Raw genomic sequence first — 13,291 nt, 5'->3', positions numbered from 1 at the left:
CTCTATCAAGCGTCCGGGATGGCCTGGTATGGCGCTTCTTTATCCGTACGTTCCTTTTTGCCCCAGGCAGCAATGCCGACCTTGAGCGCATAGAACAGGATGCTGAAGACCACGAACAGGAACAGCGCCGTCAGCGTTGCGTTGGTGTAGGCGTTCCAGATCACGTGTTGCATCTGGTCGATGCTCTTGGCCGGTGCGAGGATCTGGCCGCCGGCCAGGGCATCGCTGTATTTCTTGGCCAGCGACAGGAAGCCGATCGCCGGGTTGGCGTCGAACAGCTTGATGAAGCCTGCGGTCACGGTGCAGATCAGCAGCCATACGGCTGGCAGCATGGTCACCCAGATGTAGCGCTGGCGTTTCATTTTGATCAGCACAACCGTGGCGAGCATCAGCGCGATACCGGCCAGCATCTGGTTGGAGATACCGAACAGCGGCCACAAGGTGTTGATGCCGCCCAGTGGGTCGATCACGCCCTGGTACAGCAGGTAACCCCACATCGCCACGCAACCTGCGGTGGCGATCAGGTTGGCCGTCCAGGACTCGGTACGCTTGAGCGCCGGCACGAAGGAGCCGAGCAAATCCTGAAGCATGAAGCGACCGGCACGGGTACCGGCGTCGACTGCGGTCAGGATGAACAGCGCTTCGAACAGGATCGCAAAGTGGTACCAGAACGCCATGGTGTTTTCACCCGGCAGGACGCTGTGCAGGATCTGCGCGATACCCACCGCCAGGGTCGGCGCACCACCGGCACGGGCCAGGATGGTGGACTCACCAATGTCATGGGCCACCGCCTGCAACGCTTCCGGGGTAATTGCAAAACCCCAGCTGCTGACGGTTTGCGCCACAGCCACCACGTCACCGCCGACAATCGCGGCCGGGCTGTTCATGGCGAAGTACACCCCTGGCTCGATCACCGAAGCGGCAACCATCGCCATGATGGCCACGAACGACTCCATCAACATGCCGCCGTAGCCGATGTAACGGGCGTGCCCTTCACTGGCCAGCAACTTGGGCGTGGTGCCCGAGGAGATCAGTGCGTGGAAACCCGAGACCGCGCCACAGGCGATGGTGATGAACAGGAACGGGAACAGGCCGCCCTTCCACACCGGGCCGGTGCCATCGATGAACTGGGTCAGCGCCGGCATTTTCAGGTCGGGCATGGTCACCAGGATGCCAATCGCCAGGGCGATGATGGTGCCGATTTTCAGGAACGTAGACAGGTAGTCCCGTGGTGCGAGGATCAGCCACACTGGCAGCACGGCAGCCACGAAGCCATAACCCACCAGCATCCAGGTGATCTGGATGCCGGTGAAGCTGAAGGCCTTGGCCCACACCGGGTCAGCGGCAATCTGCCCGCCCAGCCAGATCGAACCCAGCAGCAACAGCACGCCGACAATCGAGATTTCACCGATGCGGCCCGGGCGGATGTAGCGCATGTAGATGCCCATGAACATCGCGATCGGGATGGTTGCCATCACCGTGAAGATGCCCCACGGGCTTTCGGCCAGGGCCTTGACCACGATCAGCGCCAGCACCGCGAGGATGATGATCATGATCAGGAAGCAGCCGAACAGCGCGATGGTCCCGGGCACACGGCCCATTTCTTCGCGGACCATGTCCCCCAGGGAACGGCCGTTGCGACGAGTGGACAGGAACAGGACCATGAAGTCCTGCACCGCCCCGGCCAGCACCACGCCGGCGATCAGCCACAACGTGCCGGGCAGGTAGCCCATCTGCGCCGCCAGTACCGGGCCGACCAAAGGCCCTGCGCCGGCGATTGCCGCGAAGTGGTGACCAAAAAGGATGTGTTTGTTGGTCGGCACATAGTCCAGACCGTCGTTGTTCAGCACAGCGGGGGTAGCCCGCAGTGGATCGAGCTGCATCACATGGTTAGCGATGAACAGACTGTAGTAACGGTAAGCAACCAGATAAATGGCCACTGCTGCGACCACGATCCACAAGGCGTTGATCGCCTCGCCGCGGCGCAAGGCCACTACGCCCAGGGCGCACGCTCCTACGATTGCCAGCAGCAGCCAGGGTAGATGGCGTAGCAGGCTATTATTATTTTTCATTTTTATATTCCAGCCAGGGTGGACAGAAAGACAGCCATCCCGAGTTTAGCGCTACTGGCCTTAAAGGCCACCCCCCTACGTTGGTCTAGAGCCTTGCCGGGGCAAAAAAAGCAGAAAAAACCGCCCCATGATGGCGCACGGCTACAATTCCTTTATCCACAGAGGGTTTCACCATGAGCGAACAGCCTTCAGACCGACGCCGTTTCCGACGCATTGCCTTCGACGCCAGGACCGAGCTCACGCAAGACGGCCGTGTCTGGCCGGTGCAATTGGTAGATTTGTCGCTCAAGGGCTTGCTGGTGCAACGGCCGCAAGAATGGCACGGCCATCGCTACGAATCGTTCGATGTGGACATTCATCTCGACGCCGAGACCGACGTGAAGATGCAGGTGCGGCTGACCCACGACGATCATGGGCAGCTCGGCTTTGTGTGCGAACACATCGACCTCGACTCCATCAGCCACCTGCGGCGGATAATCGAGCTGAACCTGGGCGATCAGGAAGAACTGGAGCGGGAATTCGCCGCCTTGCTGGAGACCTGAGCATGTGGGAGCTGGCTTGCCTGTGATGGCGGTGTGTCAGTTTGCATATCAATCAGCTGATACACCGCCATCGCGGGCAAGCCCGGCTCCCACAAGGGGGATGTGTGGCTGGCGACTATTCGAACAGGGCATCCAGCGCCTGCTCCAGGCGCGTTACCCCGATCACTTGCAGCCCCGGTGGCATTTCTTTCGGCGCATTGCCCTTGGGCACGATGGCGCGCTTGAAGCCATGCTTGGCCGCTTCCTTCAGGCGCTCCTGGCCGCTGGGCACCGGGCGCACTTCACCCGACAGGCCCACTTCGCCAAACACCAGCAAGTCATGGGGCAACGGCCGGTTGCGCAGGCTGGACATCACCGCCGCCATCAACGCCAGGTCAGACGCGGTTTCCAGCACCTTGACCCCGCCCACCACGTTGAGGAACACGTCCTGGTCATGGGTGGGAATGCCGCCGTGGCGGTGCAATACCGCCAGCAACATCGCCAGCCGGTTCTGGTCCAGGCCCAGGGTGACACGACGCGGGTTGGCCAAGTGGCTGTCGTCCACCAGCGCCTGGACTTCCACCAGCATCGGTCGGGTCCCTTCCCACGTTGCCATCACCACACTGCCCGGGACTTCTTCCTGGGCGCGGGTAAGAAAAATCGCTGACGGGTTGGAGACTTCTTTCAAGCCCCGGTCAGTCATGGCGAACACACCCAGCTCGTTGACTGCGCCAAAACGGTTCTTCACCGCCCGCAACAAACGCAACCGCCCGTCGGACTCGCCTTCGAAATACAGCACGGTGTCGACCATGTGTTCCAGCACCCGCGGGCCGGCCAGTGCGCCTTCTTTCGTCACGTGGCCCACCAGGAAAATCGCCGTGCCGCTCTGTTTCGCATAGCGCACCAGCAGCGCGGCACTTTCCCGCACCTGGGACACGCCACCCGGTGCCGATTGCAGTTGCTCGGTGAAAATCGTCTGGATCGAATCGATCACCATCACCTTGGGCTTTTCCAGGCGCGCGGTGGCGATGATGCTTTCGATGCAGGTTTCGGTCATCACCCGCAGTTGGTCCTGAGGCAAGCCCAGGCGGCGCGCACGCATGGCCACCTGCTGCTGGGATTCTTCGCCGGTGACATACAACGCCGGCATGCGGCTGGCGATGCTGCACAGGGTTTGCAGCAGGATCGTGGATTTACCGATGCCCGGGTCACCGCCGATCAGTACCACCGAACCATCCACCAGGCCGCCGCCCAGCACCCGGTCCAGTTCACCGGAAGCGGTGGAGAAACGCGGGATTTCTTCGACGCTGACTTCGGCCAGGGTCTTGATCTGGGTTTGTTGCCCGGTCCAGCCGGAACGGCCACTGGGGGCCACGGCGCCGCCGCTCTCGATCATGGTTTCGGTCAGGGTGTTCCACGCACCGCATTCCGTGCACTGGCCGGCCCACTTGGGAAAGGTCGCGCCGCACTCCGTGCAGCCATACATGCGCTTGGCCTTTGCCATTTGAGAACCTCCAACCGAAAAACCGCGATGATAGCTCAGCGCGGCGCCGGGGTACGGATTTCACCGCTGGCCAAACGTGAAGCGCTGTTACCGATCGGGTCTTCGGCATTCAGATCGGCGCCCTTGGCTTTCAGTTCATCCAGCAGTTCCACGCGTTTGAACAGCCCGGCATACATGGCCGCCGTTTGTCCGGCGCCGTTGCGCTGGTCGGGGTTGCAGTCGGTGGCGAGCAGGCGCTGGGCGATTTTCAGCTCACCCTTGAAGATCGCGCCCATCAACGCGGTGTTGCCGCGTTTGTCCTGCACGCAGGCATCGGCGCCGGCGGCGAGCAATCGGTCCACGTAGGCACTTTCACCGTGATAGGCGGCGAGAATCAGCGCCGTGTAGCCTTTTTCATCCTGGGTGTTCAGCGAATAGCCGGATTCGATGAAGGTGTTGAGCATTTCCACGTCGCCACGGCGGGCGGCGTCGAAGTAGTAATCCTGCAGTTGTGCCTTAAGCGCGGCCGGGGCAGCTTGTTCGGCCAATACGCTGAACGACAAACACGCAAGGACAGCGCCTATAAAGATTCGCATGGCAAATTCTCAGTGATGTGCCACCTGTAGGAGCCGGCTTGCCGGCGATGGCGTACTTGTGGGCGTTATCGCCGGCAAGCCGGCTCCTACAGGGAGCGTGGGCGGTTAGTCGGTCAGCTTTTCGGCCAATGCCTTGACGCGGGCCAGGTCGCCCTTGGCCACTTTGGTCACGCCGGTGCCGTACTCCGGATCCGCCTTGTAGAGGAACGACAGGATGATGTGCTTGCTCTCGTCATCGGTGGTGGCCAGGGAGCCGCCGAAGTTGTCGATCAAGTCCTGACGCTCTTTCTTGTTGAACGAACGGTACAGGTCGCCGGCCTGCTTGAAGTTCTGCTCACGCTGGATCTTCGCTTGCTGCGTACTGCCCGACAGGGCCGACTGGCTGTACCGCGCGGTTTGCGGCTCTTCCCGTGGCAGCAGGCGGCTTGGCTGGTAGTTCACGCCAGTGGTGGTCTTGCCGAAATTCATCGCGCCGTCCTGGTTACCGTTGTTGACGGTCACCCGGGGTGCGTTGATCGGCAGTTGCAGGGCGTTTGGCCCCAGGCGGTACATTTGCGTATCGGCATAGGAGAACACCCGGCCTTGCAGCAGGCGGTCTTCCGACGGCTCGATGCCCGGCACCAGGTTGGCCGGCGCCATGGCGACTTGCTCGGTTTCCTGGAAGACGTTGGCCGGGTTGCGGTTCAGCACCATCTGCCCGACTTTGCGCTCCGGCACGTCCGGCCAGATCTTGGTGGCATCCAACGGGTCGAAATCAAACTTGGCCAGGTCTTCCGGTTTCAGCACTTGCACATACAGGTCCCACTTGGGGAAGTCGCCCTTATTGATGTGCGTGACCAAATCATTGGTCATATGGCTGTAGTCACGGCCCTGTACTTCAGTCACTTGTTTAGGATCGAGGTTCTTGATGCCTTGCAGGCTCTTCCAGTGGAACTTGACGTAGTGCACTTCGCCCTTGGCGTTAATCAACTTGTAGGCATGTACACCGTTACCGTCCATTTCCCGGTAACTGGCTGGAGTGCCGGAGTCCGAGTACAACTCGGTTAACGTACGAGTGGACTCCGGAACATGGGAGAAGAAGTCAAAGCGACGGGAATCATCGTCCAGGTTAGTGCGCGGATCTGGTTTAAAGGCGTGAACCATGTCCGGAAACTTGATCGCATCGCGAATAAAGAACGTCGGGAAGTTATTACCGACCAGGTCCCAATTACCTTCGGCGGTGTAGAACTTGGTGGCGAAGCCGCGCGGGTCACGCAGGGTTTCCGGCGAATGGTTGCCGTGAACGACCGCAGAGAAGCGCACAAATACCGGCGTGGCTTCGCCGGCGGCAAACACCTTGGCCTTGGTCAGGTCGCTGAGGTTATCGGTGACGGTGAAAGTACCGTGAGCGCCGGTGCCACGGGCGTGCACAACGCGCTCCGGAATACGCTCGCGATCAAAGCGCTGCAACTTCTGGATCAGTTGCACGTCTTGCAACAGGACCGGGCCATTCGCACCGGCGGTTTGCGAGTTCTGATTGTCACCGACCGCCGCGCCACTATCGCGCGTGAGGTTGGCGGCGTGTACGGACAGCGAAAGAAGACTGGCGCTCACTGCAAACAGCACCTGTCGCGCAGAAATAGGCCCGCGGCTAATAGGGTTTTTCATCGAGGTATCCTCTGGTTTTTTTAGTGCACATTGAGTTGTGCTTGCCAGAGGCTAGTGAGCCGCGAGTCAGAAGATAAGTAGAAAAGTCTTACCATGGCGATTGAAAAAATAGTGTGGTAACCCACTGAAATAGCGGGTATTCCGCGCGCGATTGGTGGCACTTTGCAAACTATTTGCGATTTAATGTGTCGATAAAAACGGACACTGTTAGCAGTTGTGTCGAGCAAGCCTCGCCACACTGTCTTACACTGGCTTCTACCTCCTCATCTGTAACAAGGAATAACCTATGGGCGTGTTAAGTGAGTTCAAGGCCTTCGCGGTCAAAGGTAATGTGGTCGACATGGCGGTCGGTATTATCATCGGCGCCGCCTTCGGCAAAATTGTTTCATCCTTTGTAGGCGACGTGGTGATGCCACCTATCGGCCTGTTGATCGGGGGTGTCGACTTCGGCGACCTGGCCGTAACGCTTAAAGCCGCCCAGGGCGATGCGCCGGCCGTCGTACTGGCGTACGGCAAGTTCATCCAGAGCGTGATCGACTTTGTGATCGTTGCGTTTGCGATCTTCATGGGCGTGAAGGCCATCAACCGCCTGAAGCGTGAAGAGGCCGTGGCACCTAGCCTGCCGCCGGTCCCGACCAAGGAAGAAGTGCTGCTGGGGGAGATCCGCGATCTGCTCAAGGCACAGAACAGCAAGCCCGAGTAAGCTCGGCAAAAAGTAAAGGCGCCTGCAGGGCGCCTTTGTTTTACCAGTAGTTTTCTACCGCGACCTGCCCCGGACGGCGGGTCAGGCTCAGTTGCATGTCGCGCTGTTTCAGCAACTGACGCGTGTCGTCGATCATCTGCGGGTTACCGCAAATCATCACCCTGGAATGCTCGGGGGTCAGCTCCACACCGGCGGCGCGTTCCAATTCACCGTTCTCGATCAAGGTGGTAATCCGACCGTTCAGCGCGCCCGGATGTTGCTCGCGGGTGACAATGGGAATGTAGGTGAGCTTGTGGGCGTATTCTGCCAGGTACTCACGTTCGCCCAGTTCTTGGATCAACGACTGGTAAGCCAACTCCCTTGCTTCGCGGGCACTATAGACGAGGATAATCCGCTCGAATTTCTCCCACACTTCGAAGTCCTGCAGGATCGAGAGAAACGGCGCAATACCGGTCCCGGTGCCCAACAGCCACAGATCACGACCATCCACAAACCGGTCCAGGGTCAGAAAGCCCGTGGCCTGACGTTCCACCAGCAGGGTATCGCCCTCGCGCAGGCGGCTCAGCTCACTGGTGAACTCGCCACCCGGCACGACGATAGAGAAGAAATCCAGGTGCTCGTCAAAGGGCGAGGACACCACCGAATAAGCACGCCACACAATGCTGCCATCGGCCTTGGTTACCCCCAGGCGCACGAATTGCCCGGCGCGAAAGCGAAAACCAGGGTCTCGGGTAGTGCGCAGGGTAAACAGGCTGGGAGTCAGCGATTTCACGTCGAGCAGGGTCTGGCGGGTGTATTTTTCAGCACTGGCCGTCATGGGAAACTCCATTTGCAGAGGCCCCTAGTGTCCCCCAAAGCGCCGCCTGGAAACACCGATGGTTTGTGCTGGCATTGCCGCTGCCCATTGTGGCAACCGCTGGGCGGTACTAAATATTTGGCTATTAGTCGCCTTCCAACAAGCCATTAGATGAGGGAGTGTAACTAAATACTAACAAGGCGCATTTAGAGCAAGTTCTTAAAACTAATGGAAAAAAATCTTATCGAACGCCTGAAACCTGTACACCGTAGCCAGGTTGTACAAATGTTATTGGCCTAACGCCCGCTTGAACATAACCAAATTTTCATTTCGAGCTGTAGCCGTTGTCCTACACTATTTTTCACGCTGTAAACGGGGGCCTTGGAAGTACCCCATGTAAGAACCGTTCACATGGAGAGTTACCGATGGTCAACTGGCACAACACTCGCCTGCCCAAACTCGAAGGGGAAAGCGAAATAACCAGTATGTACGAAGCTGCCCTCAACCTTACCTACGAGCTTGGCTTCCAATACTGCGCATTCACCCTTAGTTCCCATCTACCCAACAACCAAACGAAAACTATCAACCTCAACAACTATTCCAATGAATGGAATACGCTGTACAGACAAGAGCACTACTTTGATCTCGACCCTGTGGTTGCGCATTGCAAACGCTCGGTTCTACCGATCGTATGGGACGAGAAAACCTTTTCTTCGGTACCGGACTTATGGGCCCATGCCCAGTCCAACGGACTGAATTTCGGATGGACCCAATCGGTTCATGACTTCCAGGGTGTTTTCAGCATGTTGAGCCTGGGGCGTGCCACCGGCCCAGTGGGCCCTGAAGAACTCTATGAAAAAGCCGGGCAAGTGCTCTGGATTTGCCACGCCATGCACGCGGTGGTGGCCAAAAAATACGCAGACAATCCCAGCCCGCAAGCGCCCAGCAAATTGACCCCGCGGGAAACCGAAATCCTGCAATGGTCGGCCTTGGGCAAGACCGCCTCGGACATCGCCACCATCCTGTGCCTGTCCGAACGCACGGTCGGCTTCCATATCAGCAGTGCGATGAAGAAACTGGGGGTCAGTAACAAGATTGCCGCAGTGATCACGGCAGTCAAATGCGGGTTGTTTTAAACACCGCATGTAATCCAGGGGAAAAAAACGTAACATTTGCGGCCAGTTCCGGGTGATGACGCGAGCCCCTGATGCGCCTCGCGTCGCCGCTCACCCCGATGGTTCGCTTACCCAGAGTCTCCCCCGTCATGCCCCTGCTCGACAGCCCCTTCGCCCAACTCGACCTGATCCGTCAGCCAGAACAGCACAACGACCCGCTGCAAGCGTTTGATGCAGCCGATGAGTATTTGCTCAGCTACCTGGCGGAACAACAGCTGACGACGGCGACCCGCGTCCTGGTGCTCAACGACAGTTTCGGCGCGCTGGCGGCCAGCCTCGAAGGGCATGTGCAGGTCTCCTCCAGTGGTGACTCGTTCCTCGGCGCCCTGGGCCTGGAGAAAAACCTGGCGCGCAACGGCAAGGCTTTCGACGCGGTAACGTTCCTGCCTGCCAGCCAGACACCTGCCGGGCCGTTCGACCGCGTACTGATCCGCGTGCCGAAAACCCTGGCCCTGCTCGAAGAACAATTGATTCGCCTGCAAGGTCAACTGGCACCCGGCGCCGAAGTGATTGCCGGGGCGATGGTCAAGCACCTGCCACGGGCTGCCGGCGAACTGCTGGAGCGCTACATCGGCCCGATGCACGCCTCACTGGCGGTAAAAAAGGCCCGACTGCTGATCGCCACCCTGGCCGATCGGCCACACGCCGTATCGCCCTACCCGACGCGCTACAGCCTGGAAACCCCGGCCATCGAACTGCTCAACCACGCCAACGTGTTCTGCCGCGAAGGCCTGGATATCGGCACCCGGGCCTTCCTGCCGCACCTTCCGGCAAACCTGGGGGACGCCCGGGTAGCAGACCTGGGCTGTGGCAACGGCGTACTGGCAATTGCCAGCGCGCTGCAGAATCCGCAGGCGCAGTACACGCTGGTCGACGAGTCTTATATGGCTGTGCAATCGGCCGCCGAGAATTGGCGCGCGGCACTGGGTGAGCGCGACGTGCTGATTCGCCCCGGCGACGGCCTGGCCGATCAGGAAGCGCAGTCACTGGATGTGGTGCTGTGCAACCCGCCGTTCCACCAGCAGCAAGTGGTGGGAGACTTCCTCGCCTGGCGCATGTTCCAGCAAGCGCGGGAAGCGTTGGTGGTGGGCGGCGCCCTGTACATCGTCGGCAACCGTCACTTGGGTTATCACACCAAGTTGGCGCGGTTGTTCCGTGGCGTCGAGCAAGTGGCGACCACGCCGAAGTTCGTGGTCCTCAAGGCGCGCAAATAAAAAAGCCCTCCATGAAGGAGGGCAATAGTTACAACGGGATGTCAGTGGGTGGTCAGGCCCGCGGCATTCATGAACATGCGCATCAGGCTGGCCACTACGAACAGGGCCAGGACGCTGCCGGTCCAGATCATCGCCAGCCAGCCCAGGCGCTGCCAGAGCGGCTTTTTCTCGGCCTGTTCGATGTCGTGCAACGAAGGTTTGCCGGACATGAGTCAATCCTCCTAGTGATAACCGTCTTCGTGGGTGACCTTGCCGCGGAACACGTAGTAGCTCCAGAAGGTGTAGCCCAGGATGAACGGAATGATGAACAAGGTGCCCACCAGCATGAAGCCCTGGCTTTGCGGCGGTGCGGCGGCGTCCCAGATCGAGACTGACGGCGGGATGATGTTCGGCCACAGGCTGATCCCCAAGCCACTGTAGCCAAGGAAGATCAGCACCAGCGTCAGCAGGAACGGCGTGTAGTGCGCATTCCGGGCCACGGCGCGAATCAGGCCGTACATGGTCACCAGCACCAGGATCGGCACCGGCAGGAACCAGAACAGGTTCGGCAGGGTGAACCAGCGCGAGGCGATTTCCGGGTGGGCCAGCGGCGTCCAGAGGCTGACGATACCGATCACCGCCAGCACCACGAATGCCAGGGGCCGGGCCAGGTTGTGCATCTTCTCCTGCAAGCTGCCTTCGGTCTTCATGATCAGCCAGGTGCAGCCCAGCAGCGCATACGCCACGATCAAGGCCACGCCGCAGAACATCGTGAACGGCGTCAGCCAGTCCAGGGAGCCACCGGCAAACTGCCGGTCGACCACCGGGATGCCATCAATGAACGCCCCCAGCGCCACGCCCTGGAAGAACGTCGCTGCCAGCGAGCCGCCGATGAAGGCCTTGTCCCACAGGTGACGCTTGTCGTCCTTGGCCTTGAAGCGGAATTCAAACGCCACGCCGCGAAAGATCAGCCCGATCAGCATCAGCATCAGTGGCAGGTACAGCGCCGAGAGCACTACCGAATAGGCCAGCGGGAACGCGCCAAACAACGCCGCGCCGCCGAGTACCAGCCAGGTTTCGTTGCCGTCCCACACGGGGGCGACGGTGTTCATCATCACGTCACGGTCGGTCTTGCCCGGGATGAACGGGAAGAGAATGCCGATCCCCAGGTCAAAGCCGTCCATGACCACGTACATCATGATGCCGAAGATGATGATCACGGCCCAGATCAGCGGAAGATCAATACCCATGGCTCAGTTCCCCTTGTTCAAGGTGTCGCCGTGATCGGCATCGGCACTGTCATCAGCCGCCGACAACGGACGGGCCGGTGTGCGTTTCTGCCCAGGACCACCGTGAGTAGGCTCGGTGCTTTCGTGCGTCACAGGCCCTTTGCGCACCAGGCGCATCATGTAGCCCAGGCCCGCGCCGAACAGCGCGAAGTACACCACCACAAACAACACCAACGTAATGCTCATCTGCGCAAAGCTGTGGTTGGACGAGGCGTCTGCCGTGCGCATCAGCCCGTAGACTACCCACGGCTGTCGGCCGATCTCGGTGGTGAACCAGCCGGCGAGAATCGCGATCAGGCCGGACGGGCCCATCCACAGCGCCAGGTACAGGAACGGCTTGGACGTGTACATTTTGTCGCCACGGCGCAGCCAAAGGCTGAACAGGCCGGTGAAGATCATCAGGAAGCCCAGGCCCACCATGACCCGGAACGACCAGAACACGATGGTCGAGTTGGGACGGTCCTCAGGCGGAAACTCCTTGAGGGCCGGCACCTGCTTGTCCAGGGAGTGGGTCAGGATCAGGCTGCCCAGGTACGGAATTTCTACTGCGAACTTGGTTTTTTCAGCCTTCATGTCCGGCCAGCCGAACAGGATCAGCGGCGTGGGCTCGTTGCCGATATTTTCCCAGTGGCCTTCAATCGCGGCGATCTTCGCCGGTTGATGCTTGAGGGTATTCAGGCCGTGGAAGTCACCGATGACCGCCTGGATCGGCGCAACGATCAGCGCCATCCACATTGCCATCGACAGCATGGTGCGGATCGCCGGGTTGTCCTTGCCGCGCAGCAAGTGCCAGGCCGCCGAGGAGCCGACGAAGAACGCGGTAGCGACGAACGCGGCCGTGGCCATGTGCATCAGGCGGTAGGGGAACGACGGGTTGAAGATCACGGCCAGCCAGTCGGTGGGAATCACCCGGCCATCAATGATTTCAAAGCCCTGTGGCGTCTGCATCCAGCTGTTGGAGGCAAGAATCCAGAAAGTCGAGATCAGCGTGCCGACGGCCACCATCACCGTGGCAAAGAAGTGCAGCTTGCGCCCGACCTTGTTCCAGCCGAACAGCATGACCCCAAGGAAGCCGGCTTCGAGGAAGAACGCCGTGAGCACCTCATAAGTCAGCAACGGCCCGGTGACGGCACCGGCGAAGTCCGAGAAGCGGCTCCAGTTGGTGCCGAACTGATAGGCCATGACCAGACCGGAGACCACGCCCATGCCGAAGTTGACGGCAAAGATCTTCGACCAGAAATGGTAGAGGTCACGGTAGGTGTCGTTGTGGGTCTTGAGCCACAGGCCTTCCAGCACCGCAAGGTAACTGGCCAGGCCGATGGTGATGGCCGGGAACAGGATATGGAATGAGATGGTGAACGCGAATTGAATTCGGGCGAGATCTAGCGCCTCCAAACCGAACATAAGTCTTCCTCTGTCAGGTAATACCGAATGCTGGCTGGAGGCCTGCACCCACTGCCCCCACGGATATGGAGTGTGGCGAATTCAAATTCGTTTCTTTTTATAACCAACCACGCAGGGATTCTGGCCTTGCGGCCGCCAGAGCAATCCCGGCGAAGGTTTTGATCTGGATCAAGCATTGCTGAAAGAGTAGTCCCATTTTCGCGAGAGCAAGGCGTGGTCTTTTGCCGCGTGACAGGTTGCCTCAGTGGTCACTGGGTGTTGTCTTTGGTGAGATTGGGCGTGTTTTGGGTGTATATCCGTTATTTGGGTGATGGCTGGTATTGGTTCCGCTCTTACAGCGGCTCACTTTTGAAAAGCGCAAAAGTAAGCAAAACGCTCTTGCCCCACCACTCGGCACCTCGCCTAGGCTCGG

At 59.7% G+C, this 13,291-nt stretch carries 12 protein-coding genes; 4 read left to right on the top strand and 8 right to left on the bottom strand.

What is annotated here, in order from left to right:
• Positions 1-5 precede the first annotated feature (5 nt).
• Positions 6-2,072 (bottom strand): carbon starvation CstA family protein, encoded by a 2,067-nt coding sequence (locus tag ACIOMR_RS27305; RefSeq protein ID WP_003215826.1) that lies wholly within the window; start codon positions 2,070-2,072, stop codon positions 6-8.
• A gap of 173 nt (positions 2,073-2,245) precedes the next feature.
• Between ACIOMR_RS27305 and ACIOMR_RS27300 the strand changes: the two genes are divergently transcribed.
• Positions 2,246-2,614: a PilZ domain-containing protein gene (locus ACIOMR_RS27300; protein ID WP_401197428.1), complete on the top strand. Its 369-nt coding sequence runs from the start codon at positions 2,246-2,248 to the stop codon at positions 2,612-2,614.
• A gap of 115 nt (positions 2,615-2,729) precedes the next feature.
• On the opposite strand, the gene radA is transcribed toward ACIOMR_RS27300, so the two are convergent.
• From radA to ACIOMR_RS27285, 3 genes are all read right to left on the bottom strand, one after another.
• Positions 2,730-4,097, bottom strand: coding sequence for a DNA repair protein RadA (gene radA, locus ACIOMR_RS27295; protein ID WP_003215821.1), 1,368 nt, complete (start codon positions 4,095-4,097; stop codon positions 2,730-2,732).
• 35 nt (positions 4,098-4,132) lie between these two features.
• Positions 4,133-4,672 (bottom strand): ankyrin repeat domain-containing protein, encoded by a 540-nt coding sequence (locus ACIOMR_RS27290; RefSeq protein ID WP_102369936.1) that lies wholly within the window; start codon positions 4,670-4,672, stop codon positions 4,133-4,135.
• Positions 4,673-4,777: 105 nt separating this feature from the next.
• On the bottom strand, positions 4,778-6,319 hold the full coding sequence (locus ACIOMR_RS27285) for a catalase (protein ID WP_401197424.1): 1,542 nt from the start codon (positions 6,317-6,319) through the stop codon (positions 4,778-4,780).
• A gap of 286 nt (positions 6,320-6,605) precedes the next feature.
• On the opposite strand from ACIOMR_RS27285, the gene mscL reads away from it, so the two are divergent.
• On the top strand, positions 6,606-7,022 hold the full coding sequence (mscL, locus tag ACIOMR_RS27280) for a large-conductance mechanosensitive channel protein MscL (RefSeq protein WP_003215816.1): 417 nt from the start codon (positions 6,606-6,608) through the stop codon (positions 7,020-7,022).
• Between the two features lie 40 nt (positions 7,023-7,062).
• On the opposite strand, the gene ACIOMR_RS27275 is transcribed toward mscL, so the two are convergent.
• Positions 7,063-7,839, bottom strand: coding sequence for a ferredoxin--NADP reductase (locus ACIOMR_RS27275; protein WP_401197421.1), 777 nt, complete (start codon positions 7,837-7,839; stop codon positions 7,063-7,065).
• Positions 7,840-8,243: 404 nt separating this feature from the next.
• Between ACIOMR_RS27275 and ACIOMR_RS27270 the strand changes: the two genes are divergently transcribed.
• Together ACIOMR_RS27270 and ACIOMR_RS27265 are read left to right on the top strand one after the other, a co-directional pair.
• On the top strand, positions 8,244-8,954 hold the full coding sequence (locus ACIOMR_RS27270; RefSeq protein ID WP_003215813.1) for a LuxR family transcriptional regulator: 711 nt from the start codon (positions 8,244-8,246) through the stop codon (positions 8,952-8,954).
• Between the two features lie 128 nt (positions 8,955-9,082).
• Positions 9,083-10,207 (top strand): methyltransferase, encoded by a 1,125-nt coding sequence (locus ACIOMR_RS27265; protein WP_401197418.1) that lies wholly within the window; start codon positions 9,083-9,085, stop codon positions 10,205-10,207.
• 41 nt (positions 10,208-10,248) lie between these two features.
• Here ACIOMR_RS27265 and ACIOMR_RS27260 read toward each other — a convergent pair whose 3' ends face one another.
• From ACIOMR_RS27260 to ACIOMR_RS27250, 3 genes are read right to left on the bottom strand one after another with little or no spacing between them, the layout of a single operon-like run.
• Entirely contained in the window at positions 10,249-10,416 is a 168-nt protein-coding gene (locus ACIOMR_RS27260; protein WP_003215809.1) for a DUF2474 domain-containing protein, read from the bottom strand.
• 12 nt (positions 10,417-10,428) lie between these two features.
• Positions 10,429-11,436, bottom strand: coding sequence for a cytochrome d ubiquinol oxidase subunit II (cydB, locus tag ACIOMR_RS27255; RefSeq protein WP_008432810.1), 1,008 nt, complete (start codon positions 11,434-11,436; stop codon positions 10,429-10,431).
• Positions 11,437-11,439: 3 nt separating this feature from the next.
• A complete protein-coding gene (locus ACIOMR_RS27250) occupies positions 11,440-12,879 on the bottom strand; it encodes a cytochrome ubiquinol oxidase subunit I (RefSeq protein WP_008432808.1) in 1,440 nt (479 codons plus the stop codon).
• Between the last annotated feature and the right edge of the window lie 412 nt (positions 12,880-13,291).

It is taken from the genome of Pseudomonas sp. NPDC087814 (assembly GCF_044742865.1).
Lineage (GTDB): Bacteria > Pseudomonadota > Gammaproteobacteria > Pseudomonadales > Pseudomonadaceae > Aquipseudomonas.
Note: the sequence above shows the minus strand (reverse complement) of the source record. Positions and strands in the feature narration are given on the sequence as shown.

Coding starts and splice junctions, on each gene's coding strand:
- ACIOMR_RS27305 (WP_003215826.1), bottom strand. CDS start 2,072: ATGAAAAATAATAATAGCCTGCTACGCCATCTACCCTGGCTGCTGCTG.
- ACIOMR_RS27300 (WP_401197428.1), top strand. CDS start 2,246: ATGAGCGAACAGCCTTCAGACCGACGCCGTTTCCGACGCATTGCCTTC.
- radA (WP_003215821.1), bottom strand. CDS start 4,097: ATGGCAAAGGCCAAGCGCATGTATGGCTGCACGGAGTGCGGCGCGACC.
- ACIOMR_RS27290 (WP_102369936.1), bottom strand. CDS start 4,672: ATGCGAATCTTTATAGGCGCTGTCCTTGCGTGTTTGTCGTTCAGCGTA.
- ACIOMR_RS27285 (WP_401197424.1), bottom strand. CDS start 6,319: ATGAAAAACCCTATTAGCCGCGGGCCTATTTCTGCGCGACAGGTGCTG.
- mscL (WP_003215816.1), top strand. CDS start 6,606: ATGGGCGTGTTAAGTGAGTTCAAGGCCTTCGCGGTCAAAGGTAATGTG.
- ACIOMR_RS27275 (WP_401197421.1), bottom strand. CDS start 7,839: ATGACGGCCAGTGCTGAAAAATACACCCGCCAGACCCTGCTCGACGTG.
- ACIOMR_RS27270 (WP_003215813.1), top strand. CDS start 8,244: ATGGTCAACTGGCACAACACTCGCCTGCCCAAACTCGAAGGGGAAAGC.
- ACIOMR_RS27265 (WP_401197418.1), top strand. CDS start 9,083: ATGCCCCTGCTCGACAGCCCCTTCGCCCAACTCGACCTGATCCGTCAG.
- ACIOMR_RS27260 (WP_003215809.1), bottom strand. CDS start 10,416: ATGTCCGGCAAACCTTCGTTGCACGACATCGAACAGGCCGAGAAAAAG.
- cydB (WP_008432810.1), bottom strand. CDS start 11,436: ATGGGTATTGATCTTCCGCTGATCTGGGCCGTGATCATCATCTTCGGC.
- ACIOMR_RS27250 (WP_008432808.1), bottom strand. CDS start 12,879: ATGTTCGGTTTGGAGGCGCTAGATCTCGCCCGAATTCAATTCGCGTTC.